Here is a 25554-nt window from a genome sequence, read left to right as displayed (position 1 = left end):
TCACCGCTGCGCTGAGAAGGTAAAGAAGGACTGCATCGCGAACATGACCCGGTCGAGCAGGAAGCCAATGATGCCGATGGTCAGCACCGCGACGATGATCCGCGCCAGCGATTGGGATGATCCGTTCTGGAATTCGTCCCAGACGAATTTGCCAAGGCCCGGGTTCTGCGCCAGCATTTCAGCGGCGATTAGCACCATCCAGCCCACGCCCAGCGACAGGCGCAATCCGGTAAAGATCAGCGGCAAGGCGGACGGCAGCACCAGTTTGGTGATCTTGGCGTAGGGGCCCATTTTCAGCACGCGGCTGACGGAAATCAGGTCGCGGTCGATGGACGCCACGCCCAGCGCTGTGTTGATCAGCGTCGGCCAAAGCGAGCAGAGCGTTACGGTGATGGCAGACACGAGGAAGGATTTAGAGAAAAAGCCGTCGTTGGTGGCATAGACCGCGCTGACGACCATCGTGACGATGGGCAACCACGCGAGGGGAGAGACCGGCTTGAAGATCTGGATCAGCGGGTTCAGCGCCGCATTGGCTGTGGGCGACAGGCCCGCCGCAATGCCAAGGGGGATGGCGATGGCGGATGCGATCAGGAAGCCGAAGAACACCGTTTTGATCGAGGTCCAGATCTGCCCGTAGTAGGTCGGCGATCCGGTGTAGGCGATGTCCTTGACCTCGTCGCCGCGGCCCGCGTCGATCAGGCGTTTGTTACGCTGGTCAAGGCGGTCGGTGAACACAGCCTCTTTTTCCCATTTCACCACGGCGTCGGCGTGCAGGCCTTTGGCTTCATCCCACACCGCCACCGGGCCGGGGATCGCGCCAAGGGACGTGACGACCTTGGGCGCCAGCGCCGACCACAGCATCAGGAAAATCGCGATGGACAGCAGGGGCACGCCCAGCAAGCGCCAGATTTCCTTGCCCTGCGCGCGGGGATTATCCCCGGCAGCCGCCTTGAGCATTGGCGTCACCCAAGCAAGGCCAAGGACGGAAAACCAGGCGTCGGCCTTGTTGATGCGGGTGAACCAGACGGCGCGGCGGGCTTCGCGGTGCTGGGCTTGGATGTGATCGGGATCGACGGCGGTCATGGCGTGGCTCCGTGGGTGGGATCAGGGGGCAGTGCCGTCCCGCCAGCGCGGCGGGACGGCAGGTGGCGTCAACCAGCGATGTCGCCGGACTTCAGGCCAATCGGCAGGCTGTCGATATAGGCGTTGGGGGTTTTGCCGTCGTAGGGGATGCCGTCGATGATGTCGGCGGCGGGTGTCGGGGCTTTGTAGCCGTCGCTGTCCCAAGGGAAGTCAGCCTCTGCCGCCAGATCTTCGTCGACGAGCATGCGGGCGGCTTCGAGGTAGATGTCCGGACGGTAGACGGACTTTGCGGTTTCATCGAACCAAGCGTCGTCTTTGGGTTCGGCGATCTGGCCCCAGCGGCGCATCTGGGTCAGGTACCAAACGGCGTCGGAATAGAACGGATAGGTCGCGTTGTAGCGAAAGAACACGTTGAAATCGGGCACATCGCGCACATCGCCGGGCTCGTATTCGAAGGTACCTGTCATGGACGCCGCGATGACCTCGGCGTCTGCGCCGACGTATTCGGGGCGCGCCAGGATCGAGACCGCTTCGGCGCGGTTGGCGTTGTCGTTTTCATCCAGCCAGATCGCCGCGCGGATCAGCGCCTTTGTCAGGGCCAGCGTGGTATTTGGGTTTTCTTCGGCAAAGGCGTCGGTGATGCCGAATACTTTTTCAGGGTTGTTCTTCCACAGCTCGTAATCGGTAATGACCGGCACACCGATGCCTTTGACGACAGCCTGTTGGTTCCACGGCTCGCCCACGGCGTAACCGTCGATTGTGCCGGCTTCCATCGTGGCGGGCATCTGCGGCGGCGGGGTGACGGACAGCATGACATCAGCGCCGATGGTGCCGGTGGTGTCAGCGGGCGTATATTGGCCGGGGTTCAGACCGCCAGCGGCCAGCCAGTAGCGCAATTCGTAGTTATGGGTAGAAACCGGGAACACCATGCCCATGTTGAAGGGCTTGCCAGCCGCTTTGTAGCTTTCCACGACGGGGGCCAGTGCAGAGGCGCTGATCGGGTGCTGCGGTTTGCCGTCGGCATCCGTTGGGATGTTTGGCTTCATCGCCTCCCACACGGTGTTCGACACGGTGATGCCGTTGCCGTTCAGGTCCATGGAAAAGGGCGTGATGATGTGCGCTTTGGTGCCGTAGCCGATGGTTGCGGCCAGCGGTTGACCGGCCAGCATATGTGCGCCGTCCAACTGGCCGCCGATAACGCCGTCCAGCAGGACCTTCCAGTTGGCCTGCGCTTCAAGCGTGACAAACAGACCTTCGTCCAAGAAATACCCATTCTCGTAGGCGATGGCGAGCGGCGCCATGTCGGTCAGCTTGATAAAGCCGAAGGTAAGCTCGTCTTTCTCAAGCTCCAGCATTTCGGCAAAGGCCGGGCTGGCGATCATCGTGGTTGCCATCAGGCTGCAGAGTAGTTTTCTCATGTCGATTTCCTTGCGATGGATCTGGAGCGCGGTGGAAAGACGTCCCAGACAAACAAAAATAGCCGCTGACCAACTTCATGCATTGGCATAAAGGGTCGAGCGGCTTTGCTCGGGTAACCCGGACTTGGGAATGGGGTCAGGCGGACGCCATTGTCTGCCTATGAACTTAGGTTAGGCGGCGCTTTGGCGGCGAAACAACAGTGAATGCGGGGTTTGGTGCAACTGCAGCGTGATTTTCTGCATCGCGGCATAGGAGTGCCGCTTTTTGCATCACTCTGGCAGGACTGCGCTGAAATCCTGCCCATCAAACGAACGGGCAAAGCCGCTGGGGCGCGTCTGGTAGCCGGGAATCGCGTGGACGATCTGGCTATGCAAGTCGGTGCGGAAGGTCGCCACAACCGCCGCGCGGGCGCTGGTGCGGTCCAATCCCATGCGGGCGGCCAGCTGCGTGCCGATCCAAGCCGCGTGCTGCGGCTGGGGGGTATAGCGGGTGAAGTCGACGAAGCCCGGCACGCTGCGGCTGTCACCGCGCGGCGTGATTGTCAGATGACCGGACAAGGCGCGGTCGATGACTTCGTCCGGCACCTCTAGATAATCGCGGCCCGACAGCATGGCGCAGGCACTGGTGCGATGGGATGGGTCGGCCAGCCATTCGCCCGCCCGCCACAGCGCGCGGATCAGGCCGCACAGCGGCTCTGGCGCGGTATCAGCCAGATCAGCCCGCACGCCAAGCACCTTTTCCGGCGCACCGGGCCAGATCGCGGCACCGGGCAACAGCAAAGCGCCAGAGCCGTTTTCAACCGCCATAGAGCCCCAAGGCTCTCCGACACAAAAGGCGTCCAGTTCTTCGGCGGCAAGCGCGGCGGCCATCAAGGGCGGCGGCACGGTGCGGATATCAACGCCGGCAGGCGCAGGCAGGCCCAGCGCGGTCAGCCAGTGATACAGCAGTTCGGCATGCATCGAAAACGGGAACGGCACGCCAATGCGCAGCGGGCCATTTGCGGCGGCGATCAAGGCAAGCCCTGCGGCGCGGGCATCGTGGAAATCAAAACCGTGGCCATTGGCGCGCAGGCGCTCTTCGATCCGGCGGCTCACGCCGATCACTTCGCCATTGGTGGACAGCACCGCCACAGCAGCCAGTGGTCCCCCTGCCCCGCTGAGGCCCAGCGCGGTCGCGACAGGCATGGGGGCAAGCATCTGCGCCGCCATGACTTGACCGAATGACACCATATCACGCAGCGCCGACCACGAATGGGCGCGGCGCAGATCAAGCGTGACGCCTTCGGCGCGGTCAAAGCCCATTTCGCGGGCGACGATCAGCGGGGCGGCGTCAATCAGGGGCAGAAAGCCGACGGGCAAATGCGTGGTCACGACAGCAGCCCCGCCGTGGATACCAGCGCCTCTGCTACGTCGATGACCTTGCGGCCTTGGTCCATCGCGGCGCGGCGCAGCAAGTTATAGGCGGCATCTTCGTCGATGCCTTTGGCCTTCATCAACAGGCCCTTGGCGCGGTCGATGACTTTGCGCTCTTCTAGCGCGCGTTTCGTGGTGGCCAGTTCAGTGCGCATCTGGCGAAACATGCTGAAGCGCGCGATGGCGGCGTCGATGATCGGCTTCAGCCGGTCGGCGCGCAGCCCGTCGACAACATAGGCGGACACCCCTGCCTCGATCGCCAATCGCGTCAGGTCGGCATCGCTTTGGTCGACAAACAGCGCGACGGGACGTTCCAGCGGGGCAGAGGCAAGCGTCAGCGCCTCGAGCGCATCGCGGGACGGGTTATCAAGGTCAATCAGCACGATATCGGGGTTATGCGCGGCGATTGAGGCGGTCAGCCGGGTCATATCGGTGACGGTCGTCAGCTCGTATTCCCCCGCGCGCAGCAGGCTTTGTTCGATCAAGGCGGCGCGGGCCGGGTCGCTTTCGACGATGGTGATTTTCAAGCGGCGCTGCATATTGGCAGCGTCACCAGAGGCGCCGGCGATTGGCAACGGTTTGCGCGACTATTTGGCCCATGAAAAGTGCAGGTGCCGCTATTTCAGGCAGTTGCGCCACTCACCGACGGCAATTGCACCATTTTTCGGGTACGATTGGGGTCAGTACAGCCCTGCTTCGCGCGCGATCATGGCCGCTTGGGTGCGATTGGCAGCACCGATTTTGCGATACAGCGTTTTGACATGCAGCTTGACCGTCGGCTCTAGCACATCCAGATCGCGGGCGATTTCCTTGTTGGATTTACCCTCTGTGAGGCCCTTGAGGACCTGCAATTCGCGCGCGGTCAGTTTTTCCGCCAATGGGTTAGAGGTGACATCGTCCACAGCGGTCATAAATTCGATGGGCGCGTATTGTTCGCCCATGGCCATGAATTTGACGGCGTTAATAAGGGACTTGGCAGGCAGCGATTTCGGGACAAAGCCAGCGGCACCAGCCTCTAGCGCGTCTTCGGCGATCTGGCGCGTCGCCTCGCCAGAGATTAGCGCGACACGCTGGCCGCCGCCCATCGCAATCGCGGTGCGCAAGCCGTTCAGCCCGTTCATGCCGGGCATGTTGTAGTCCAGCAGCACCAGATCATAAGGCGCGTCCGCCTCGATCCGCGCGCAGGCTTCGCCAAAGGTGCCGACGGATGCGGTTTCCATGCCGCCTTGGGATTGCAGAAACATCACCAGCGTATCGCGCAAAAGGTCATGGTCGTCGGCGATCAATACTCTCATGCGCTATCCCTAGTCGTGTCTTTGGCTGTCAGTATGCCATTTACTGGCGCGATTTTCGCAAAAATTTTCGACAACTTTAACTATTATGGATACCTTTACTAGCCTGAGATACCTCTAACAGACATCGCATTGCCTGACGATAACCCGTTCGGACACTGCCCTGCCCAATGGCCTGCACCAGACATCGCCGTTTTTCACCGCAAAATGCGATCGCAATGAATATACGCCATATGAATAGAACTCAGCCCCATTTGCGAAGCGTAAAGAATACAGCCAGATATGATGCGAAAATCTATCTGCGATCCAATTGCATTTGGCTTTATTTGGCGTAGGCGGGCGGCACAGCCTTATGCTAATTCTACATATCACCCGTCTCGCCTTAAAGGCGAAGGATACCGAAACTGATGTTGGGCCGGATGGCAGCATCTAGCGCAGCGGCCACGATAGCGTAGGTCATCCACGGTTAACCTATCCGAAAGGATAGCCGGCTATCCCAATGACCGCATGCGGAACTAACGGGCTATCGGTATAGTTTTCTCATGATGTAAAAGGATGTAGCGATGCTTAAAATGGTTCTGAATACAGCTATGGGCGCAAGCCTTGCACTGGCCTGTGCCACCGCCGCGCTGGCAGAGGATATGGCCGCACCGCAGGGCGACGTCCTGTTGACGGTCTCGGGCGATATCGATGTGACGAATGTTGGCGACACCCTACAACTTGACCGCGAACAGCTTGCTGCGCTTGATATGACATCGTTTGAAACGACAACCATTTGGTCCGACGGCATCCAAACCTATGAGGGAACGTCATTGGCTGCGCTTGCCGAACTGCTGGGCTTGACCGAAGGCAAGATATTGGCGACCGCGATTAACGACTATACTGTTGAAATCCCAGTATCTGACGCTGTCGAGGGCGGGCCGATCATCGCCGTTCTGATGAATGGCGAAGAAATGTCGGTCCGCGACAAGGGTCCGCTGTGGATCGTTTACCCCTACGATTCGAACAAGGACTATCGCTCTGAGGTTGTGTACTCGCGCAGCATTTGGCAATTGGACCGGATCGAAGTGATGCGCTAAGCTGATTGCAGGGCGCATCATGTCCGATCGGGATTTAACCTACTTGGCCATGAAGTCCAAACAACGCAACAAGGCCGGGCGCACCTTTGCAGTGTTGTCCGGCCTGTTGGCGTTTTCCGCGGTTATCTTCTTGGCGTTCAGCGTCACAAAAGAGATACGCCTGCTGGGCTCTGCCAATTCTGACAACGTACAATGGCAGCTGTCACAGACAGAGGTTGAGTTTCTGGAGTTCAGCAAGACTCTGGCTGAATTGCCCGTTGATTTGGCAAATGTGCGACAGCGGTTCGACATCTTTTATAGTCGGATCACAACTGTGCTGCAGGCGACGGTCTTTGAAGAGCTGCGCGATGACGAACATTTTCAAACCTCTTTGGATGCGGTTCAGACTTTTCTGCGCCTTAGCGTGCCGCTGATCGACGGCGATGATGCGGCACTGCTAGCCGCCCTACCGGACCTGCGACAATCATCCATACAAACGCGCCGCGACGTGCGTGATCTGTCGAATGGCGGGCTGGATTTGTTTGCCACCGCTTCGGACAAGCAGCGCAGTGCGGTCGCGGCCACGATGATTGAACTGGCCGCCGTGTTGGCAATCTTGATCGGGGTGCTTGCGGTTGCAGTGCTTTACCTGAACCGATTGCTGCGCGCCCTGACCAGAAGAGAGCATCAGCAGCATCAGACTTCTACGCGGATGAATGCGATCATTTCGTCGTCCTTGGACGGGGTCATCGTCATTGATGCGCAGGGCAGCATTTTGACCTTCAGCCCCGCAGCAGAGGCGATCTTTGGCTATTTCGCCGAAGACGTCGTAGGTCGAGATCTAGCAACAGTCATCGTGCCGCCCAAACTGCGCGACGTGCATTACGCAGGCATGGAGCGGATGCGCAATGGCGGCAAAAAGGCCGTAGTGGGCAAAGGCCGGGTGCGACTGGAAGCGCTGCGTGCAAATGGGGAACTATTCCCAATTGAGATGGCGATCCACTCTTCAATCACGACTGAAGGCGAGATTTTCATCGCCTTTTTACGCGACATCACAAAGCGCGTGGCTGATGAGGTTGAACTTGTCGCGGCCCGCGATGCCGCGGTTGCAGGGGCTAAGCTTAAGACCGAGTTTCTAGCCACCATGAGTCACGAAATCCGCACCCCGCTGAACGGGTTGCTGGGCAACCTTGAACTGATGAGCGAAACAGAACTGACACAAAGCCAGTCCCGGTATGTGCGCAATATGGACACCTCTGGCCGGCTTTTGATGCGGCATATCTCTGACGTGCTCGACATCACGCGCTATGATGCGGGCAAAATGACGACCAAGTCAGAGCCGATGGATTTGTCCGTGCTGTTGCAAGACATCATCGACAGCCAGACCAGTATGGCGGGTGCGAACCAAACCACCCTCAGCTGGGGCTGGGACGGGGCACCGCAGAATTGGATCAAGTCTGATCCCGACCGCCTGCAGCATGTCCTGCTGAACCTGATCGGCAACGCCGTGAAATTCACGCGCAATGGCAACGTCACACTGACTGTGGCCGCGCAGCCTTACGGCGATGTGATTCAGCTTGGCTTTACCATCAGCGACACCGGTCCTGGCATGTCCGCCGATCTGGCGGGCCGGGTTTTCGATGATTTCGTGACCGGAAATACGGCATATGACCGGGATGTGGGCGGCACCGGACTTGGGCTTAGCATCGCCAAGCGCTTTGTCTCTGCAATGAACGGACAAATCGGGGTCGAAAGCGTCCTTGGCAGCGGCAGTACCTTTTGGGTGCGCCTTCCCGTTTCAGCGGCGCAGCCGGTGCAACGGCAGCCCGCCCTGCCCCCGCCGGCGGCGCGTCCAATACGGCCTTTGCAGGTTTTGGTCGTCGAGGATAACGAGATTAACCGCACCGTCGTGCGCGACATGCTGGAAAAAGGTGGCCACCGCGTGACCGAGGCAAACGATGGCCGCGCGGGCGTCACGGCAGCACTGTCGCGGCGGTTTGACCTGATCTTGATGGATATCAGCATGCCCGTGATGGATGGCCGCACCGCCACCCGCGCAATCCGGCGCGGCACGGGTCCGTCGGCCCATACGCCGATTATTGCCCTGACCGCGAATGCGATGCAGGAAGAGCAGGTAAACTTTCTGGCCGATGGTATGGACGGCGTCCTGACAAAGCCGTTGACTAAGGCCGCCTTGGCCGATGTGCTGGGCCGCCATACCGGGGCCGTCCAGCCTGCCACGCCCCAAGCCGCAGCACCGCAAGTTTTGGATAGCGAACACAACGCTGAAACCCGAGAGATTCTAGGCGAAAGTGGCTATGCCCGCATGTCTGGCGTTTTCGTCGAAGAGGTTGAACAGTTTATACTGTGGCTGGATGATCCAGCGTCGCATGACCTGTCCGCGCTCGCACCGCAGTGCCACAAATTTGCCGGCAGCGCGGCCGTTTTCGGCGCAACCGCGCTGCATACTCAGCTTAAAGAGATGGAAACAGCGGCAAAGCAGGGCAATGAAAGCGCAGTGATGGCACTGCGCAGCAAATTGCCCGCGATCTGGAAAGCCACCCGCGCCTTGGTTGGTTAGCGTGAATCTGGTGCGCAATTCAACAGACAGACAAGGCTCCCCTTTTCACAGGCGAATTTATCCCGTGGCTGTAGTGACAGAGGTACCAACGGCGGCGTAGACCTTAAGGATCGCGACGCGCCGACAGGCTCTGGCCCAGCAGTTTCATACAATGCACTTTGTCTCGACGCGGTTCCGGCAGTGGTATCCGCTCACGTTCCGCCATCTTGCCCGGTCCAGAAATTTTGATATGCGCAACGCTTAGATCCTAGCGATGGCACCGGCGGTGGTAGGCTTCCAAGGCTGGGCATTCTTGCGCGGCCGGACAACCTCAGACGTTACCCGATCGGCAATGGCGTAGTGGCATCGGTGCATGTCATAGGTGCCATCCGAAGTCACGCTCCCGTCTGCTGATCGCGCGAGATCTATTTAACAGATCGGGCAACATCGGTGGATCATCGGTGTTGCTGTCGGTGATTTAGACCGCTCTGATTCAGAGTGTCCTATCTTTTGTGTAGCCGAAAACTGGTCCGTGTTCATGTGAGGAACAAGGACGATGACGATGTCCAAGGAACTGCTGGACGAAGTGCGAGAATGGCAGTCCCGGGCGTTGGACCGAATGTATACGATCGTGATTTTAAGCGCTCACCGAGACAAAGTCCGTGACGCAGATAGCCGCATGTTCAAGAACAAGGCCGTCTATTTCGCCCTCGGCGTCAATCAACTGGGATGGAATGCGCGAGGTCCTGGGCCTATGTCTTGCCGATAACGAGAGCGCCTAATTCTGGCTGTTCGTGATGATGGAGCTGAAGAACCACGGGGTGCAGGACATCCTGATCGCGGTAGTGGATGGCCTCAAAGGCTTCCCGGAACCAGTAGTGCAAGCCTGTATAGTCTTCCTTGCGCGCCACTTGGTGAACTTCTGCGCCTGGAAGGACCGCAAGGCAGTGGCCGTGGACCTGCGTCGGATTTACAGTGCTCCGACAGCCGATCAGGCGGCCGCCGGGCTGGATGCCTTTGAGGAAAAATGGGCCAGTAAATACGCTTCCATCGCCTCGGCCTGGCACCGAGCATGGCAAGAGGTGATCCCGTTTTTTGCCTTCGATCCGGCGATCCGCAAGATCATCTACACTACAAACGCGAGAGAGAGTTTAAACCGGGTGATCCGCAAATCGATCAAGACGCGGGGATCATTCTCGACCGAAGATGCTGCCACAAAGCTAATCTACCTGGCGATCAGCAACTTCGAGAAAGGTGGTCGAAATGTTCGGGAATGGTTTGCCGCACGCAAACATTTCGCTATCATGCTCAAAGATCGCTTCAATGCATAATTGTATCTGAAACCCGCATGGGCCAGACCAGATACGCAGATTTTATGACACTCCCCTCGAAGATGGCCAAGTCGACATCGCTTCAGAGCTCGTTGAAAACGCCATTCGAAGCCCAGCCATGAACCGCCGCAACGCGCTCTTTGCCGGCCACGATGAAGGGGGGTCGTAATTGGGCGCGCTTCGCCAGCCTGATCGGCTACTGCAAGATGAATGGTGTCGAACCCTATGCCTACCTGCGCGATATCTTCACCAAGCTCGCCAACGGCCATCCCTCAACACGAATATCAATGACCTGATGCCCTGGGCTACGCAGCGGCTGCCCCGTACTTACAATGAGCTCATCCGAGAATCCCCATTGAGTTCATTCTGACCACTTATGAAGGCGAAAGCGTCAGGCTAACCTCATCGCAAATAATGCCCGCAAGTAAAATTCCAATGGGACGTAAACCGCGCTTATTATCAACCCTGCTTTCAACCGTATAATACATGCACTATCCGTACACTATACAGTGCTTTGACAGGTATAATACATGTCTTTGCCATGCAAAACACATAGAAAGCACATGCTTTTCAATGTGTTTTCAATGTATTTGGGTGCATCTCGTGATACTCCAGCAGCCACTTGGCGATATTCCTAGAACCACCTCATGATACACGTAGTGGCACCTCGTGATACCCCTACGCGCACCTCGCGCTACTCCTATAGCAATTAAGCGTTACACATCGCTAATACTTATTTATAATCAATATGTTACACCTATAACTTTTTTCATGAAAATCTTGATGAAACTAGCTATGCCGGTCACTCGCTGTTTGCTGTATGTGCTACACAGATTTAGCCTGAAATTGCTTGGCAATCGCAGGCAGCTCCTCACTTCTGGTAGAGCTGCAAATGGGTAGAGTGAGCAAGGTGTGCACCTCATCATTCAGATATCATGGGATGCTCATCTTAGTTTCACCGGCCACTTTGGATACCGCTACTAGCCTGTGGTGGGCATTCGATAACAGACCAGCGGCTTCCTCCCAAAAATCATGATAATTTGGCGTAAAGTATCACTAGGTGCTCGTCGTGGTATCACGAGGTGCTCGCCTGTGTAGCGCGAGGTCAGATTGGCCGATGCTCAAAAAAGACCTCAAAATTCTATCTGACCTCGTGATACCTATACAGCCACCTCGTGATACACATGTAAGGTGTAACGGGGGGAATCAAATTGAAATTACAGAAAGCCCTGTAAGGCAAAAACACATCAGAAGCCTCAAGCAGCCTCTTCAACGAACCATCCCAAAAACAGAAGCCCCCCCAAACTGCATTTTTGAGGCGACTAACGGAAGTAGATAAGACCTGCGGTGCTCAGCACGCCAACATGCTCCACATTGTCGCCCCCCAAGCCCCTAGCAACTATATCTTCAAGCTGCTGGATCAGCCCAATTGAGCCGTGATTTGCAGAGCGCGTTCGCGACGGTGACAAGTTTTCTGGCGACGGCTGTAACGACGACCTTATGTGGTTTTCCGTTAGCGCGCAGGCGGTCTGCGAAAGGTTTTAAGGCCGGATTATGGTGGCTGGCCACCAAAGCCGCGTGGAACATCACATGCCGAGATTTCCAGGCGGCCGCGCCAAAAGTGAAATGGCTAACTGACATCACCGAGTTCCACGTCCGAGCTGGAAAAGTCTATCTTTCCCCAATCATCGATTACTTCGACGGGCTCGTCATAAGTTGGACCTTATTGACCAAACCGGACGCCGATCTAGTCAACACTATGCTTGATGCAGCGGTTGGGACTATCGCTGACAGCGAAGCGCGGCCCATAATCCATAGCGATCGCGGAGGCCATTATCGCTGGCTTGGCTAACTGGAACGTTAGAGGCAGCAAAGCTCGTTCGTTCGATGTCACGAAAGGCGATTTCGCAAGACAACGCCGCATATGAAGGCTTCTTCGGACACCTGAAGACTAGGTTCTTCTATCCTCGCGATTGGCGGGCCTTCACCGCGGCCCAGTTAATTGACGAGGTTGACGCTTACATTCGCTGGTATAACGAAACACGCATCAAGATGTCCTTTGGTAGTAGAAGCCCAATCGAATATCGTAAAAACCTCGGCCTTATACCGTGCAAACAGTCCAAGTTTTTGTCCGCACCACCCGGGTCACCTGGGTGGAAATTTACATACAGTGCTTAAAAATATATCGGCAGCCAGCGCGCTATTCCAGAATTCAGGCCATTTTCAAGGGATGAAGACCAAGACAGGCGCGCTGAGAACAATTTCAGAAAGTGTTCTTTGACGCCATCCGTTTGTACGTACATAGTCCAAAGTGAACGATACAAGAGGATAAGATGACCGATCTGAATGACAACTATGCAAAGGTTTACAACAGGACAGTCGGCTTCGGCCAACGCCCCTGCCTTCTTCTAATTGACTTTGCACATGCCTACTTTGACCCAAAATGCCCCTTGTACGCGAACGTTGACGATTCACTGGCCTCTGCCCTTAGGGTTCGAGCTGCAGCGACAGTCGCTGGAATCCCAGTTGTCCTGACGAAGGTGACATATGATCCAAAGGGCCTGAGCGGCGGTCGCTTTTTCGAGAAGGCCGCCCCACTGGAAGCTTTCCTGCCCGGCCGCGCCACCGGAGAGTTCACAGCAGGCCTGGAACCGACCGAGGACGAGATCATCGTCACAAAACAATACCCCAGCGCATTCTTTGGCACGTCGCTTGCACCGATGCTGACAGCGATGGGCTGCGACAGTGTGCTACTGACCGGGCTCACGACATCGGGATGCGTGCGCGCCACGTGCGTTGATGCCATGAGCCACGGCTTCCGCACGTCGGTCATCGCAGATGCCTGCGGCGACCGGCACGACGATCCGCACAGGGCCAACCTATTAGATATGAACGCAAAATACGCCGACGTCATTTCAGAGATATCAGCGCTAGACTATTTAAATCGCCTTACTGCCTAAGGATCGGACGGGGCCAGCGCGGCCCCGCCCACCCTAGCTAGTCACACGATGGCGCAGGCGTCTTCAAAGGCCAGTCGTGGTAAGCGGCCAAAGACGTTGGACGGATCACCATAGCCGATATTGCACAGAAAATTGGCCTTCCAACCGTGCTCTTTCAGGAATTCAGTTTCCACCATATCGACGTCAAAGCCTGACATGGGGCCGACATCCAATCCAAGCGCGCGGGCCGCCAGCATTAGATAGCCGCCCATTAACGTGCCGTTGCGAAAGGCGGTATCATGGGCCATTTTCTCTGACCCCGTGAACCACGGCCGGGCGTCGGTATGAGGAAAGAGTTCGGGCAGTTTGTCATAGAACGCAGGGTCCCAAGCGATGATCGCACAGACCGGGGCGGTCATGGTTTTCTCTAAGTTGCCGCCGGACAACGCGGGGCGCAGTCGTTCCTTGCCAGCGTCCGTGGTGACAAAGACAAACCGGCCGGGCGAGCAGTTGGCCGAGGTTGGGCCGAACTTTAAAATATCCCACAACGCGTGCAGCGTGGTATCTGGGACGGCCCGATCCTGCCAGCCGTTCTGGCTGCGTGCTTGCGTAAAAAGCTGGGCGATGGCGTCGTCCGGCAGGGTCGTTTTCATGTCGAGCATAAAGTTATCCTTAAGGAATTAGAGAGAGTGTTGGGGCCGAAGGGCAACGGCAGCCTCAATCATGCGGGCAAAGGCAGCGATCCGGCCTTCGGTCCCCGCGGGACCTATGATTTGCAGCGAAAGCGGGCCGTCTGCCGTCACCGCTACAGGCAGGCTAAGCGATGGGAGGCCAAGAATTGAGGCTGGGCGCGTAAAGCGGGTCAGCCCCGCGATTACGCGATTAAGGTCAGGATCGTTGCCAATATCGACGGCAGCGCCCTGCGGCGGTGTATCTGCTAGGGTCGGCATTAGGAACAGATCGCAATCTGCGAAAACCTGCCTCATGCACTGCCGGCCGGATTGCCGGATTTGCAAGGCGCGCAGATATGCCTGCGCCGGGATCGCTGCGGCTTGGACCAGCCGGGCAAGCACCTGCGGGCCGTAGGTGCCAGAGTGGCTTTGCAGGCGATCTGCATGCACTGTCGCTGCCTCGCTTATGGCGATTGCGTTAGCTGGTTCGGTCAGGCCGTCGAAAAATTTCAGCGGCAGGTCGGTTAGGGTATGACCAGCTTTCTCTGCGAGCTTGGCGACATCGGCCATCGCGGCCTGCATGCGAACGCTGGCGGATTCTTGCATGGGGCCAGACAACAGACCAATGCGCAGCGCGCGCGGGCCTTCGCCCAAGGGACGACCAGAGATGATCGACAGCATGACCACCGCACAATCAACGGAGGCCGCGAGTGGCCCGATGCAGTCTTGGGTCCACGACAGCGGCATTGCGCCATCTACGGGGACAAGGCCCTGCGACGGCTTGAAGCCAACAACGCCATTGCAGGCGGCAGGAATGCGGATTGACCCACCGGTATCGGACCCCAGCGCCGCCGCGACAATGCCCGCTCCGACCGCCACGCCAGAGCCGGACGACGAACCACCAGTGATTGCGCCGGGGACCAATGGATTTATGGGCATGCCGTGGTAGGCATTGTGACCAGACGGGCCCATGGCAAATTCGCTCATCTTAAGCCGTCCAATATCGACTTGTCCGGCAGCGTCGAGACGAGCCAGCACAGTGGCCAACCCAACTGCTATTTTTGCGGCACTGGGGTGCGCGCCCATGCCTACAGCCTCGCGGGGACGGTCAAACATATCCTTGTGGGCAAAGGGGATGCCGGACAACGTGCCGGTCCCACTGGGGCATCGGCGCACAACAGCAAAGGCGCTACTGGTCTGCGCCAGCGCCATGGCCTGCGCAGCGAGTTCGTTTGCGGTGATATGGCCACTGGCCAGCGCGCGGCGCTGGAATGCGATCGTTGGCAAGGCAGGAAGGGTCATGGCACCTCTGGCGCGAAGGGTGGCAGATCCTGCAGCCCGGTCGTTGTCGGCAGCAGGGGATTGGTTCGGATGGCGACCAGCCGCTCGGTTTGATCGGCATAGATCGCACGGTCTTCCAGCGTCGGCGGGCGACCAAGGAAGGCGGTGAGGATAGGATCAGACATTAACCAAAACTCTGCGGTTGGCGCCCGCGCACAAGCTGCGACAACGACACGGCCACGACCAGCGCGCCGCCATAGAACAGGCTTTGTACAAACGCATCTGCCCCCATCATGGTCAGTCCAGTGATCCCGGTGATTAAGAAATAGACCGACAGCAACGTGCCCAGCGGGTTGAACCGCCCCGGATAAAGCGTCGTCGCGCCGAGGAAGGCTGCAGCAAAGGCGGGCAGTAGCAGGCCGGTGCCAGAATTTGGATCCGCCGATCCGGTCATGCCCGCGTAGAGCACCCCAGCAATCGCCGCCAACGTCGATGATGCCATCAAGGACACCACGCGCACCCGATCGACCTTGACCCCGTTCAATCGCGCGACTTCGCGACCCCGGCCGACAAACAGCAATTTTCGCCCGGCGATGGTGTATTCCAGTACCCACCACATGATCAGAGCCAGCGCGAGGCCGTAGTAAAACGCAAGCGGGATGCCGAAAAAGCGCTGGATCACCACGACCTCTACCAAGTCCATTGAGATGCCAGAGATAGTGCGGCTTCTCGACATCCACAGGGTCAATCCTTGCAAGAATGTGCCGACACCAAGTGTGATGATCAGGGAATGGATGCGGAAATACAGGATGAAAACCGCGTTGACCGCACCAATCGCCGCACCTACTCCGATGGCAAGAATGATGCTGAGCCCGATAGGAAGGGCCAGTTGCACGTTCGTCACCGCGACCAGCATCGCAGAAAAGACCAGCACGTTGGCTGCCGACAAATCGAAATCTCCCGCCGTCAGCGGCACAAGGATCGCAAGGCTAAGGACCACCAGAACTGCCTGAGAGCCAAACATAGAGCTGAAGGTTCGCCATGTAAGAAAGGTATCGGGCACCGCGAGCGCGAAGATCGCTATTAGAACCGCCCACGCGCCCAACAGTGCAAAGCGTTCGATATCCTTGGTCCAGTTGCGCCGCGCTGGCTGAATCGGGGGACTTGTGGTTTGTGCGGTCATGCGAAGACCTCCGTAGCGGTTTGATTATCAGGGGTGGCGGCATCAATGCCAAGGCAGGCGCGTGCGATGTTACTCTTCTCGACCTCCCGCCCGGTCAGGATCAGCACAGGCAGGCCCCGGCGGAACACGATGACCCGGTCGCACAGCTGTGCCAGCTGTTCATGATCTGTCGAGGCGACAAGGATCGACATTCCTTGCGCGGCGGCTTCGTCCAGCGCGGCAAAGATTTGCTGGCGTGCACCGTAATCGACGCCCTGTGTGGGTTCATCCAGACACAGCAAACGCGGTTTTTCCGCCAGCCATTTTCCCAGCAGCACCTTTTGCTGGTTGCCGCCCGACAGGTTGCCAAGGTCGGCGGCGGCATTGGCGGGGCGCACGTCGTGCTGAACGATCAGTTCATTCGTCGCCCGCGTCATGGCGGCATGGCTGATACCCGGCCCGCGCCGCAGCCGCGGCAGCGCTAGAAAAGTCGCGTTTTCAGTCACCGACAAAGAGCCCACGCCGCCCTGCCCCATCCGGTCACCCGGCAGCAAGGCAATGCCAGCGCTATGCGCTTTTGCAGGCGGCATCTTTGCGGCGTCCAAGCAGGTATCGCCAACGCTCACCAGCCCCCTGGCGGGCGTCGCGCCAAACAAAAGGTAAGGCACATCAGCAAAGCCAGAGCCGATCAAACCGGTCAGCCCCAAAATTTCGCCCGCCTTAACTTCCGCATCCAGCCCGGCGCAACGCCCGCCAGTCAAACCTTCGATAATGACATTGCGCTGGCTTGGCGTAGGACGATCTGCACGGACGTATGCAGAAATTGCGCGGCCTACGATTGTGTCTAGGATCTGCTGGCGGCTGGTCTCCTTCGTCTGCAACATTGCCGCCAACCGCCCGTCGCGCATGACGGCAACGCGGTCGGTCAGGCTTAGGACTTCGTCGATGTCATGGGTAACAATAATCACAGAAGCACCGGTTTTCTTGATACTGCGCAGCACTGTAAACAGCTTCTCGACATCGGCGACGGACAGGAACGGCGTCGGCTCGTCCAGCACCAAAACTCCCTCTCCGGCCCGGCCCGCATCGGACCGGCGCAATTCGGCAAAGGCGCGGACGATCGCCACAAAGGCGCGTTCGACCGGTGACAAGGTTTCCACGATGGCACCCGGATCGATCCCAAGGTCGAATTCTTCCATTAGGGCGACAATCTTGCGCCGCTCTGACCGCCAGTTGATGCCAAACGGTCGTCGCGACGTGTCAGAGATCAGCATGTTGTCGATGACCGACAGCGTTGGGATCAGCGCCAGATGCTGATGGACAAAGGCGACGCCCATCTGCCGGATGCGGGATGCGTCTAGTGGCAGAGGCAGGTCTTCGCCCCATAGCCGCAGACCGCTCCCCGGTTCAGGCGAATTGAACCCCGCTAGAACCTTGATCAAGGTGGATTTTCCCGATCCGTTTGCCCCCAGCAGACCGACGATTTCTTTGCGCCTCAACGTCAAGTTGACGTCTTTAAGCACTTCAACCGGGCCGAACTTCATCCGGATATGCGACATGCGCAGAATATCGGCGTCATGTGGGGATACGCCGGGCGATGCTAGGGGCTGGACAGCCATGTCTTAGTCCAGCATCCAGAGTTTGCGAAAACCTTCAATATGCGCGTCGCCATAGCCGTTATCAAAATTAGCGGGAATACCAGTGGTTTCGACGTTGTCCTTGTCAAAAATGACCAAAGGGATTCCTAGATCGGTCGGCACCTCTAATCCGCAAAGCTGGCGCATCTGCGCATCGACGGCGGCGTAACCAGCCCATCCAAGGCTTTCGCCAATGTCCATTTCCACCGTGCCTTCACGCACCATATCCAGCACAAAGGGCGTACCGTTAAAGCTGGCGATTGGCACATCGGCCCCGGCAATTCGGAGCGCAGGGGTGACGAATTGCGACATACTGTCATAGATCGGAAGGATGTAGTTGATGTCCGGGTTGGCCAGCAACGCCGACTGCACGCCGGATTGGATGCGCGTGCCCCATTCAGCCAACGGGACGTTCAGATATTGCTGTTCGCAGTCGGGACAAAATTCCGACAACTTGGCTTGAATGCTTTCGACATAGGGCAGCGACGGCAGAATGTCGTCGGACCCGATGATCAGCACGTTCGGTGCACCTGTCGTCTGCACATAGGCCCAAGCGGCTAGGATTTCGCCCACCGCAGAGAACGGCACCTTCGCTGACGCATCGACGAAATCAGCCTGTTCCTGCGTATCGTCATAAAGGTGCGTTGTAGTAATCATGGCTCCGGCGGCTTTTGCCTGCATCAGTTGCGGGCCGATGACTACGGGGTTTAGACCGCCTGTCAGGTCGATCAGTTCATAGCCCTGTGTTATCGCCTGATCGACACCTTGGATGTAAGAATCCATACCGCCCTGCGTTTCCCAAACGGTATATTCGAACCCCACATCGGCAGCGGCGCGGGCCATCGCGTCCTCTAGCGCAACGGTGAAAGGGATCGTCATTGTGACAGGGATGGAAAAGACCTTTTTGTCGGCCATACAAGCCTTAGCGTCAAAGGGTTCGCCCTGCGCTGCAAAGTCGGGAATGATGCGGTGTGCGGCGATCAGGTCCTGTGCATCACTCATTGCATCGGCTTGAGCGATCTGCGGCATGATAAGCGGCATTAATAGCGCCAAGTGGTAAGTCTTCATCTTTCATATCCCCTGCAAATTTACGTCCTGTAGATATGTCCGTACAAAGTTAGATGTATTGAAAGGGGTTTTTTACACTTTTTCCGGCCGCAGGCTTTAAATGCTAAAAAGACAGGCAGAATCTTGCGATCCTGCCTGAATTTTATGTACGGACAAACTTTGAAAGGTTATGTCGCCGCGCACCCAGCACGCCGCCAATCAGACCGGGAATCGAAAACACGGCAAAGCACAACGGATAGCTACCAAGCATATGGAAGATTGCCGCAAAGATCGACGGACCGACGATGACGCCTATAAAGGTATAAGACAAGATCGCCCCCGTCGCGGCCCCCACCCGGCCCGGCGGCGCGGTTCGGGCAATGGCGGCCAGAAACACGCCGTTCCAGCCTGACGCGCAAGCACCAAGGCAAATCATGGTGACCGTAAGCACGGACACCGGTAAGGTCGGTTGAAAATACAACAGTAGCGACAGCCCGCCCCCGACAAAGCCCAGCATCGACAGCACGCGGAACGGTCCGAACCGGTCGGCAACAACCCCCCAACCCACCCGGCCAGAGGCACCGGCAATTTGCAAGGCCGCGCCTAGCAGGCCGGCGGCATATATACTCCACCCGATTTCCACGAGGGATACGACCGCAAAGGCGGTTACAGTCAGTTGCATGGCAGAGAACAGACAACCAAGCGCCGCCAAGGTGCGCAGAGAAGGATCTGTTAGCACCGCGCGTTGTTCAGCAATCGCGGTCGCCAATATGCCGGGGCCCTGCACCCGGACGGGATGCGGCGTGCGTCCGGTGTGGCGTAGGGTAAAGGCCAGCAAGATTACCGGCACGACCATCAACGACAGGATCGCCGCCTGCCACCCCGAGAGCCACAGCGCCACCAGCGGTAAGAATGCATTTGCCACGACAGCGCCCAGCGGTACGCCGCTTTGCTTCAACGAAAAAACTAGACTGCGGCGCTTGGCAGGCGTCACCTCGTGCAAGATCACCGATGATGCGGGATTGTTAATGCCGTAGGCTATGCCGAACAGGACAGAGGCAAGGATCATAAGAGCCGGCAAGGCGCTAGCCAACATCGCCAGACCAATGATTAACAGGACCAGTTCCAGCGCGATAATTGCTTCTCCACTTAGGCGCGCAACAAGGCTACCAGCGCTCAACGATGCAAAAAGGCCCGCGAAATAAATAAAACTGACCTGATAGCCAATCCAGTAGGCCCCGACGTGCAAGGTCTCTGCCACGATAGGTGCAAGTGCTGTCAGCGCCAGGACACTAGCGGTTGCTGCAATTTGTACGAAGGTCATGCGCGCCAAGGTCAACCAAAGATTGGCATTTGTCTGGTTAGTCTCGCCAAAGGCGGGTGCAGTTGACATAATACGTTGTGACACTGGGTAATCTCCACTCTCTTACTCAAGAAGTGCGCATATGTCCGGACAAATAGCAAGAGGCGGCCCTCCCCTTTATGTCAATTCATAACGACCGTGCGACACCGCTTTATATGCAGATCGCACACAAGCTAGAGCAGCGTATCCGTGACGACATTTACCCCGTTGGCACCCTTCTGCCGACTGAGGCGGAACTGGTCGCTGCGTTTCAGGTGTCGCGTCATACCGTGCGCCAGGCGATCGAACAGCTAAAGCGCAATGGCACCCTGTCTGCCCGCAAAGGCGTCGGCACCAAAGTCGAAAGCCGTGGCACCGATTGGCGCACCCGCTTTCGCGGACAATCACGCCACGACCTGTTCGATTTTTCACGCGATTCAGAACTCCACTTTCAGACCAAATCACAGGTCATCGCCCGCGCCGACATCGCGACAGAAATGGGGATACCGCCGGGGCGCACCTTTACCTACGCCGCTGGCCTGCGGTACTTCAAAGGCGAAGACGTACCATTTTGTTGGAACGAAGTTTATCTAGATGAAAGCGTCGCAGAGGTACTGCAAGGCGTCGATGTGCTGCGTCAGGCGCTATTCCATATGGTCGAGAGTTATACCGGCGAGCGGATCGCCTCGATTCACCAAGAACTGAAGCCCGTGCAGCTGGACACGGAGCTAGCCGAGAAGATGGACCTGCCCGCCGGCGCTTTGGCCCTGCGGATGACACGCCGCTATCTGTCGTCGCGGGGACGGCTACTGGAATACGCGATCCAGACCCTACCCGCTGACCGATTCAGCTATCGCACCGTCCTATCCGCCGGAGAGGGAGAGACAACATCGGCCTAAGAATTCAGCACAGGCCACCATTCAGCGCAAATTAATAGATCAAACGCGAAAAATATGACTTTGTCCGTACAAATAAACCATTCTTAACTAGCTATCCGAGGCGATAGCCAAACTATGTCCATACAAACATAACACAGAGGGTTTTGTCATGGACATGGGTGTCTTCATTCCAATCGGGAACAACGGCTGGCTGATTTCGGAAACCGCGCCGCAATACATGCCGTCGTTCGAGTTGAACAAACAGGTCGTTCAAAAGGCTGAAGGTTACGGTCTGGAATTCGCGCTTTCTATGATCAAGCTCCGCGGCTTTGGCGGCAAGACAGAGTTCTGGGACCATAACCTAGAAAGCTTCACGTTGATGGCCGGCCTTGCTGCCGTAACGAGCAAGATCAAGCTTTTCGCCTCGACTGCGATCCTGACACTACCGCCTGCGATTGTGGCTCGCATGGCCAGTACCGTAGATAGCATCGCGCCGGGCCGGTTTGGTATTAACATTGTGACCGGCTGGGCCAAAAACGAATACACCCAGATGGATATCTGGCCCGGCGATGAATACTTCGGCTACCGCTATGCCTACGGCGGCGAATACGTGCAGGTGATGCGAGATCTGTGGGAAAAGGGATCGTCCGATTTTAAGGGCGAGCATTTCACCATGGACGACTGCAAACTGTCGCCCCGCCCCGAAAAAGTAGAGATTGTTGCGGCAGGCCAATCGGCCAAAGGCATGGCCTTTGCGGCAGAGCACGCGGATTATAACTTTGTCATGGGCGTTGGCATTAACACGCCGCTGGCGTTTTCGGACGCAGCCGCGAACCTTGTCACCGCCGCTGAAAAGACCGGCCGCGATGTAGGCGCTTATGTGTTGTTCATGATTATCGCCGATGAAACCGACGAACTGGCGATGGCCCGATGGGAGCATCTGCGCTCTGGCGTCGATGCGGATGCACTGGCCTGGATGGCCGATCAGGGGTCTAAGGATTCCACCGCCGATGAGACATCGACCGCAAAGCACATCAATCTGCCAGAGGGCGCGGTGAACTTTAACATGGGCACGCTTGTCGGGTCCTACGCCAAAGTCGCGGCCATGCTGGACGAGGTTGCCAGCATCGAGGGCGTAAAGGGCATCATGATGACCTTCGATGATTTCCTTGGAGGGCTCGATGCCTTTGGCACGAAAGTGCAGCCGCTGATGACTTGCCGGCAGGAAAAACTGGCCATCGCGGCAGAATGATGGATGGCTCTATGACAGGCGGGCCAAGCGCAAGCTTGCCCGCCGACCCGTTTCGCACCCTAGATTTGCGCCGCATCAGCCGCGTCCCTGCCCCATTTGTCGCACCAGATGTGCCCGGCGGCGTTGGCGATTTGCTGGCGCGTTATGCAAGCGGGCAGACGACACCGCAGGCTGAAATGGCGCGATTTGCGAGCAGCATTGCTGCCCCCGCGGCATGCGAGGCGGTGCTGTCCGTGCTTGATGTCAGCGATGCAGCGCAGGCCTCGGCCCGGCGTTGGCAAAATGGCACCGCCCGCCCGCTAGAAGGCGTGCCGTTTGGCGTCAAGGCGATCATCGACGTGGCCGGTGCGGAAATCACATGCGGGTCCGCGCTGACAGGACACCAGATCGCGGCTGCCGATGCGGATGGCGTGGCCCGGCTGCGAGCGGCGGGCGCGATCCCGGTCGCGATTCTGGCGACGACGGAATATGCGGCAGGATCACCGTTCAACCCGCGCCATGGCGTGGTGACCAACCCCCATGACGCAGCCCGATGGACGGGCGGATCATCGACCGGATCGGGCGCTGCGGTCGCGCGGCGCATGATGCCGTTCGCGCTGGGAACGGACACTGGCGGTTCGGTCCGGGTGCCGTCCTGCTGGTGCGGGGTTACGGGGCTTAAGCCGACCCGCGCACTGTTGAGCACCGAGGGGATCGCCCCGCTGAGCTGGACCTTGGACCACCTTGGTCCGCTGGGCTTGTCGGCAGCGGATTTGTCCCGCGTCATGGCAGTGATGGCTAACCTCGATCCCGTTGCGATGCGGCCCTTGCGCATCGGCGTGCCGGATGGGTGGTTTACAGAAATTGTCGACACTGCCGTATTGACCGCATGGACAGATGCACTGTCGGTTATGCAGGACTTGGGCGCGGCCCTTGTGCCAATGTCGACCGTCGACCTATTTGGCGACATGGCCACCAACCACGAAGCGGGATGGACCATCCTAACGGCAGAGCTTTCGGCCAGCCAACGACACAACGCCGTTCGCCGCGGTGAACAAGACGCAGGCCTGCAAGCGCGTATCGCCCGCGGCGACACCCTGACAGCGGCTGACTATTTGCTCGCCATGTCACATCGGACGACGTTGATTGAGCGGCTGATGGCGCGCTGGGATGTGGACTTGATCGTTACCCCCGGCCTTGGCGGCGAAGCGGGCCACCTGGACGGCCTAGTCATCGATATCGACGAGCAGACCCACGGGTTTGACATCATCTCCCGCAATACGATGATCTGGGATCTGACGGGGTTTCCTGCGCTTATGCTTCCCGCTGGGACGGGACGCAGTGGGCTGCCGCTGGGGGTGCAAATAATCGGGCGGCCCTATGACGATGCGCTATGTCTTGCGATGGGAACTGCGTTTCAAGGCGCGACGGACCACCACAGGATCACACCATGAAAGACCTGACACAACTGACCGCGACCGCAGCACGGCTGGGTCTGCGGCGCGGCGACTTCACCGCGCTTGATCTAACCCGCGCGAGCCTTGCCCGGATCAAAGCCCGCGACGGCGCGGTCAAGGCATGGCTATGCTTGAACCCGGAGGCAGAGGCAGAGGCCGCAGCGATCAGCGCCGATGATCCGCGCCCGTTGGCGGGCGTGCCGGTTGGGATCAAGGACGTCTTTGACACGGCGGCAATGGCAACCACTTATAACTCGCCAATATTTGCAGGCCATCGCCCTGCGACGGATGCGGCGGCAGTCGGCTTGCTGCGGGCGGCAGGCGCGATCATCATCGGCAAAACTGACACCACAGAATTTGCCGCGGCTGGGCGTAATGCGGCAACCTGCAATCCGGCCAGCTTCGCCCACACGCCCGGGGGATCATCTGCCGGGTCGGCGGCTGCAGTGGCTGATTTTCATGTGCCCTTAGCGCTATCCACACAGACCGGTGGATCGACGATCCGGCCTGCAAGCTTTTGCGGCATCACGGCTATAAAACCTAGCTTTGGCCTAATTTCGACCGAGGGGATGAAGCGCTACGCGCCCAGCTTTGATACAGTGGGCTTTCATGCGCGTGACATCGCTGATCTGACTCTCATGGCCCAAGTGTTCGATCTGCCAACGGCCGCCGCCCCAACTGCCCCACGCATCGGATTGTGCAACACGCCTTACGTCGATCACCTGACCCCACCGATGGCTGCGCTGATGGCAGGGGCTTCGCGCATGCCATCAGCGCAGAGCTTTGATTTGCCGCCGGCCTTTGCTGTTCTCGATCAGTTGCACCGGGCCGTTATGTTTGCGGAAGGTGCCAGCGCATTTCTGCCTCTTGCACGCCAAAACCCAGGCCAATTGCATGCTGATTTTTACGATCGCATCGCCAGCCGCACCGCGCAGACAATGCGCGACGCGTTTATCGCCCGTGACCGCATCCTACATCTCGCTAGCCAGCTAGAGGTGCTGATGTGCGACGCCGGAATAGATGCCCTGCTTGCCCCTGCTGCCCCCGGAACAGCCCCTCTTGGCTGCACGCCGGGCGATCCGGTGTTTAACTCGCTCTGGACGGCCATGCAGATGCCGTGCGTCGCATTAACTGGCGGATCGGCAAACGGACTGCCCATCGGTTTGCAATTGATCGGCCCGCGCGGCTCTGACGGTTTACTGCTGCAGATCGCGAGCCGCATCGCCCCGTTCCTGGCCTCAAAGGAGACAGCGCTTGACCCAGCCTGAAGATTTTACCAACGGTATGCGCCGCCTTGCAGCCGGCGTCAGCTTAATCACCACGCAGCGGGATGGCGTGCGCTATGGCCTGATCGCAACGGCAGTCACGTCCGTATGCGCCGCGCCCCCGACCTTGCTGATTTGTGTTAACCGGACGGCATCGATCCACGAGCATCTGATCCAATCCGGATCTTTTTGCGTCAATGTCCTGTCCGCCAACCAATCCTCCATTGCGACCCGCTTTGCCACGCCGAAGGATCGCGAAACGCGGTTCGACGTTGGCAATTGGACCGCACGCCAGACCGGCGCACCGGCTTTGCAGGGTGCCTGCGTAAGCTTTGACTGCCGGACCTCGCATCACATGGCCCAAGGCACCCACACCGTCCTGTTCGGCCTGATCGAGAACGTCTGGCTGCAGGACGAGGCAGCACCACTGACTTATCATGGGGGTCGCTTTGGCACCCTCACTCAGATCACATAGAGGAGATTGAAATC

At 58.3% G+C, this 25554-nt stretch carries 20 protein-coding genes and 4 pseudogenes; 11 read left to right on the top strand and 13 right to left on the bottom strand.

Annotation, left to right across the window (positions count from 1 at the left end; all coding sequences use genetic code 11):
- The 5 genes from KBW81_RS05520 to KBW81_RS05500 form a co-directional block, all read right to left on the bottom strand.
- The gene (locus tag KBW81_RS05520; protein WP_254248615.1) at nucleotides 1-1083 is read right to left on the bottom strand and encodes an ABC transporter permease; all 1083 of its coding nucleotides are present in this window, start codon (nucleotides 1081-1083) and stop codon (nucleotides 1-3) included.
- 68 nt (nucleotides 1084-1151) lie between these two features.
- On the bottom strand, nucleotides 1152-2501 hold the full coding sequence (locus tag KBW81_RS05515) for a CmpA/NrtA family ABC transporter substrate-binding protein (RefSeq protein ID WP_254248614.1): 1350 nt from the start codon (nucleotides 2499-2501) through the stop codon (nucleotides 1152-1154).
- Between the two features lie 270 nt (nucleotides 2502-2771).
- Nucleotides 2772-3872 (bottom strand): ABC transporter substrate-binding protein, encoded by a 1101-nt coding sequence (locus tag KBW81_RS05510; RefSeq protein ID WP_254248613.1) that lies wholly within the window; start codon nucleotides 3870-3872, stop codon nucleotides 2772-2774.
- Nucleotides 3869-4453 carry an ANTAR domain-containing response regulator gene (locus KBW81_RS05505; RefSeq protein ID WP_090184236.1) on the bottom strand — a complete coding sequence of 195 codons (585 nt, stop codon included), beginning with the start codon at nucleotides 4451-4453 and terminating at the stop codon, nucleotides 3869-3871. The genes KBW81_RS05510 and KBW81_RS05505 overlap by 4 nt, the downstream gene beginning before the upstream one ends.
- Nucleotides 4454-4594: 141 nt before the next feature.
- On the bottom strand, nucleotides 4595-5209 hold the full coding sequence (locus KBW81_RS05500) for a response regulator transcription factor (protein WP_090184240.1): 615 nt from the start codon (nucleotides 5207-5209) through the stop codon (nucleotides 4595-4597).
- A gap of 560 nt (nucleotides 5210-5769) precedes the next feature.
- On the opposite strand from KBW81_RS05500, the gene KBW81_RS05495 reads away from it, so the two are divergent.
- Entirely contained in the window at nucleotides 5770-6285 is a 516-nt protein-coding gene (locus KBW81_RS05495; protein ID WP_367305325.1) for a putative pterin-binding protein, read from the top strand.
- 19 nt (nucleotides 6286-6304) lie between these two features.
- Nucleotides 6305-8845 carry a hybrid sensor histidine kinase/response regulator gene (locus KBW81_RS05490; RefSeq protein WP_254248612.1) on the top strand — a complete coding sequence of 847 codons (2541 nt, stop codon included), beginning with the start codon at nucleotides 6305-6307 and terminating at the stop codon, nucleotides 8843-8845.
- 115 nt (nucleotides 8846-8960) lie between these two features.
- Here KBW81_RS05490 and KBW81_RS18835 read toward each other — a convergent pair.
- Nucleotides 8961-9302: pseudogene (locus KBW81_RS18835) on the bottom strand (transposase); the annotation flags it as partial.
- 96 nt (nucleotides 9303-9398) lie between these two features.
- Between KBW81_RS18835 and KBW81_RS05480 the strand changes: the two are divergent.
- From KBW81_RS05480 to KBW81_RS05460, 4 genes and pseudogenes are all read left to right on the top strand, one after another.
- Nucleotides 9399-10155, top strand: a pseudogene (locus tag KBW81_RS05480) (IS256 family transposase); the annotation flags it as partial.
- A gap of 55 nt (nucleotides 10156-10210) precedes the next feature.
- Nucleotides 10211-10525 (top strand): annotated as a pseudogene (locus tag KBW81_RS05475) (transposase domain-containing protein); the annotation flags it as partial.
- 1212 nt (nucleotides 10526-11737) lie between these two features.
- Nucleotides 11738-12258, top strand: a pseudogene (locus tag KBW81_RS05465) (IS3 family transposase); the annotation flags it as partial.
- A 230-nt stretch (nucleotides 12259-12488) separates the two neighbouring features.
- On the top strand, nucleotides 12489-13115 hold the full coding sequence (locus KBW81_RS05460; protein ID WP_254248610.1) for an isochorismatase family protein: 627 nt from the start codon (nucleotides 12489-12491) through the stop codon (nucleotides 13113-13115).
- 41 nt (nucleotides 13116-13156) lie between these two features.
- Here the strand turns inward: KBW81_RS05460 and KBW81_RS05455 are convergent, their stop codons facing one another.
- The 7 genes from KBW81_RS05455 to KBW81_RS05425 form a co-directional block, all read right to left on the bottom strand.
- A complete protein-coding gene (locus KBW81_RS05455; RefSeq protein ID WP_254248609.1) occupies nucleotides 13157-13756 on the bottom strand; it encodes a malonic semialdehyde reductase in 600 nt (199 codons plus the stop codon).
- Between the two features lie 18 nt (nucleotides 13757-13774).
- Complete coding sequence (locus tag KBW81_RS05450) at nucleotides 13775-15067, bottom strand: amidase (protein WP_254248608.1); 1293 nt, start codon at nucleotides 15065-15067, stop codon at nucleotides 13775-13777.
- Nucleotides 15064-15231 carry a hypothetical protein gene (locus tag KBW81_RS05445; RefSeq protein ID WP_254248607.1) on the bottom strand — a complete coding sequence of 56 codons (168 nt, stop codon included), beginning with the start codon at nucleotides 15229-15231 and terminating at the stop codon, nucleotides 15064-15066. Before KBW81_RS05445 ends, KBW81_RS05450 begins: the two co-directional genes overlap by 4 nt.
- Nucleotides 15231-16229, bottom strand: a complete 999-nt coding sequence (locus KBW81_RS05440; protein ID WP_254248606.1) for an ABC transporter permease — start codon at nucleotides 16227-16229, stop codon at nucleotides 15231-15233. The genes KBW81_RS05445 and KBW81_RS05440 overlap by 1 nt, the downstream gene beginning before the upstream one ends.
- Nucleotides 16226-17827, bottom strand: a complete 1602-nt coding sequence (locus KBW81_RS05435) for a sugar ABC transporter ATP-binding protein (RefSeq protein WP_254248605.1) — start codon at nucleotides 17825-17827, stop codon at nucleotides 16226-16228. The genes KBW81_RS05440 and KBW81_RS05435 overlap by 4 nt, the downstream gene beginning before the upstream one ends.
- Nucleotides 17828-17830: 3 nt before the next feature.
- Complete coding sequence (locus KBW81_RS05430) at nucleotides 17831-18913, bottom strand: sugar ABC transporter substrate-binding protein (RefSeq protein ID WP_254248604.1); 1083 nt, start codon at nucleotides 18911-18913, stop codon at nucleotides 17831-17833.
- A gap of 142 nt (nucleotides 18914-19055) precedes the next feature.
- Nucleotides 19056-20285, bottom strand: coding sequence for an MFS transporter (locus tag KBW81_RS05425; RefSeq protein ID WP_254248603.1), 1230 nt, complete (start codon nucleotides 20283-20285; stop codon nucleotides 19056-19058).
- Nucleotides 20286-20374: 89 nt separating this feature from the next.
- On the opposite strand from KBW81_RS05425, the gene KBW81_RS05420 reads away from it, so the two are divergent.
- The 5 genes from KBW81_RS05420 to KBW81_RS05400 all read left to right on the top strand — a co-directional run bounded on the left by KBW81_RS05420 (nucleotide 20375) and on the right by KBW81_RS05400 (nucleotide 25540).
- Nucleotides 20375-21133: a GntR family transcriptional regulator gene (locus KBW81_RS05420; RefSeq protein ID WP_254248602.1), complete on the top strand. Its 759-nt coding sequence runs from the start codon at nucleotides 20375-20377 to the stop codon at nucleotides 21131-21133.
- Between the two features lie 148 nt (nucleotides 21134-21281).
- Nucleotides 21282-22364 carry a pyrimidine utilization protein A gene (gene rutA / locus KBW81_RS05415; RefSeq protein WP_254248601.1) on the top strand — a complete coding sequence of 361 codons (1083 nt, stop codon included), beginning with the start codon at nucleotides 21282-21284 and terminating at the stop codon, nucleotides 22362-22364.
- Between the two features lie 11 nt (nucleotides 22365-22375).
- The gene (locus tag KBW81_RS05410) at nucleotides 22376-23797 is read left to right on the top strand and encodes an amidase (RefSeq protein ID WP_254248600.1); all 1422 of its coding nucleotides are present in this window, start codon (nucleotides 22376-22378) and stop codon (nucleotides 23795-23797) included.
- Entirely contained in the window at nucleotides 23794-25068 is a 1275-nt protein-coding gene (locus KBW81_RS05405) for an amidase (protein ID WP_254248599.1), read from the top strand. Before KBW81_RS05410 ends, KBW81_RS05405 begins: the two co-directional genes overlap by 4 nt.
- Entirely contained in the window at nucleotides 25055-25540 is a 486-nt protein-coding gene (locus tag KBW81_RS05400; protein ID WP_254248598.1) for a flavin reductase family protein, read from the top strand. The genes KBW81_RS05405 and KBW81_RS05400 overlap by 14 nt, the downstream gene beginning before the upstream one ends.
- Nucleotides 25541-25554 lie beyond the last annotated feature (14 nt).

It is taken from the genome of Loktanella salsilacus (assembly GCF_024206795.1).
In the GTDB taxonomy this organism is placed as follows: Bacteria; Pseudomonadota; Alphaproteobacteria; order Rhodobacterales; family Rhodobacteraceae; genus Loktanella; species Loktanella salsilacus.
Note: the sequence above shows the minus strand (reverse complement) of the source record. Positions and strands in the feature narration are given on the sequence as shown.

What these genes read in the sequence shown, in the direction of transcription:
- KBW81_RS05420 (WP_254248602.1), top strand. Translation starts at nt 20,375, where the DNA reads ATGTCAATTCATAACGACCGTGCGACACCGCTTTATATGCAGATCGCA.
- KBW81_RS05435 (WP_254248605.1), bottom strand. Translation starts at nt 17,827, where the DNA reads ATGGCTGTCCAGCCCCTAGCATCGCCCGGCGTATCCCCACATGACGCC.
- KBW81_RS05410 (WP_254248600.1), top strand. Translation starts at nt 22,376, where the DNA reads ATGACAGGCGGGCCAAGCGCAAGCTTGCCCGCCGACCCGTTTCGCACC.
- KBW81_RS05455 (WP_254248609.1), bottom strand. Translation starts at nt 13,756, where the DNA reads ATGCTCGACATGAAAACGACCCTGCCGGACGACGCCATCGCCCAGCTT.
- KBW81_RS05490 (WP_254248612.1), top strand. Translation starts at nt 6,305, where the DNA reads ATGTCCGATCGGGATTTAACCTACTTGGCCATGAAGTCCAAACAACGC.
- KBW81_RS05500 (WP_090184240.1), bottom strand. Translation starts at nt 5,209, where the DNA reads ATGAGAGTATTGATCGCCGACGACCATGACCTTTTGCGCGATACGCTG.
- KBW81_RS05495 (WP_367305325.1), top strand. Translation starts at nt 5,770, where the DNA reads ATGCTTAAAATGGTTCTGAATACAGCTATGGGCGCAAGCCTTGCACTG.
- KBW81_RS05425 (WP_254248603.1), bottom strand. Translation starts at nt 20,285, where the DNA reads ATGTCAACTGCACCCGCCTTTGGCGAGACTAACCAGACAAATGCCAAT.
- KBW81_RS05440 (WP_254248606.1), bottom strand. Translation starts at nt 16,229, where the DNA reads ATGACCGCACAAACCACAAGTCCCCCGATTCAGCCAGCGCGGCGCAAC.
- KBW81_RS05515 (WP_254248614.1), bottom strand. Translation starts at nt 2,501, where the DNA reads ATGAGAAAACTACTCTGCAGCCTGATGGCAACCACGATGATCGCCAGC.
- rutA (WP_254248601.1), top strand. Translation starts at nt 21,282, where the DNA reads ATGGACATGGGTGTCTTCATTCCAATCGGGAACAACGGCTGGCTGATT.
- KBW81_RS05445 (WP_254248607.1), bottom strand. Translation starts at nt 15,231, where the DNA reads ATGTCTGATCCTATCCTCACCGCCTTCCTTGGTCGCCCGCCGACGCTG.
- KBW81_RS05520 (WP_254248615.1), bottom strand. Translation starts at nt 1,083, where the DNA reads ATGACCGCCGTCGATCCCGATCACATCCAAGCCCAGCACCGCGAAGCC.
- KBW81_RS05430 (WP_254248604.1), bottom strand. Translation starts at nt 18,913, where the DNA reads ATGAAGACTTACCACTTGGCGCTATTAATGCCGCTTATCATGCCGCAG.
- KBW81_RS05450 (WP_254248608.1), bottom strand. Translation starts at nt 15,067, where the DNA reads ATGACCCTTCCTGCCTTGCCAACGATCGCATTCCAGCGCCGCGCGCTG.
- KBW81_RS05405 (WP_254248599.1), top strand. Translation starts at nt 23,794, where the DNA reads ATGAAAGACCTGACACAACTGACCGCGACCGCAGCACGGCTGGGTCTG.
- KBW81_RS05460 (WP_254248610.1), top strand. Translation starts at nt 12,489, where the DNA reads ATGACCGATCTGAATGACAACTATGCAAAGGTTTACAACAGGACAGTC.
- KBW81_RS05505 (WP_090184236.1), bottom strand. Translation starts at nt 4,453, where the DNA reads ATGCAGCGCCGCTTGAAAATCACCATCGTCGAAAGCGACCCGGCCCGC.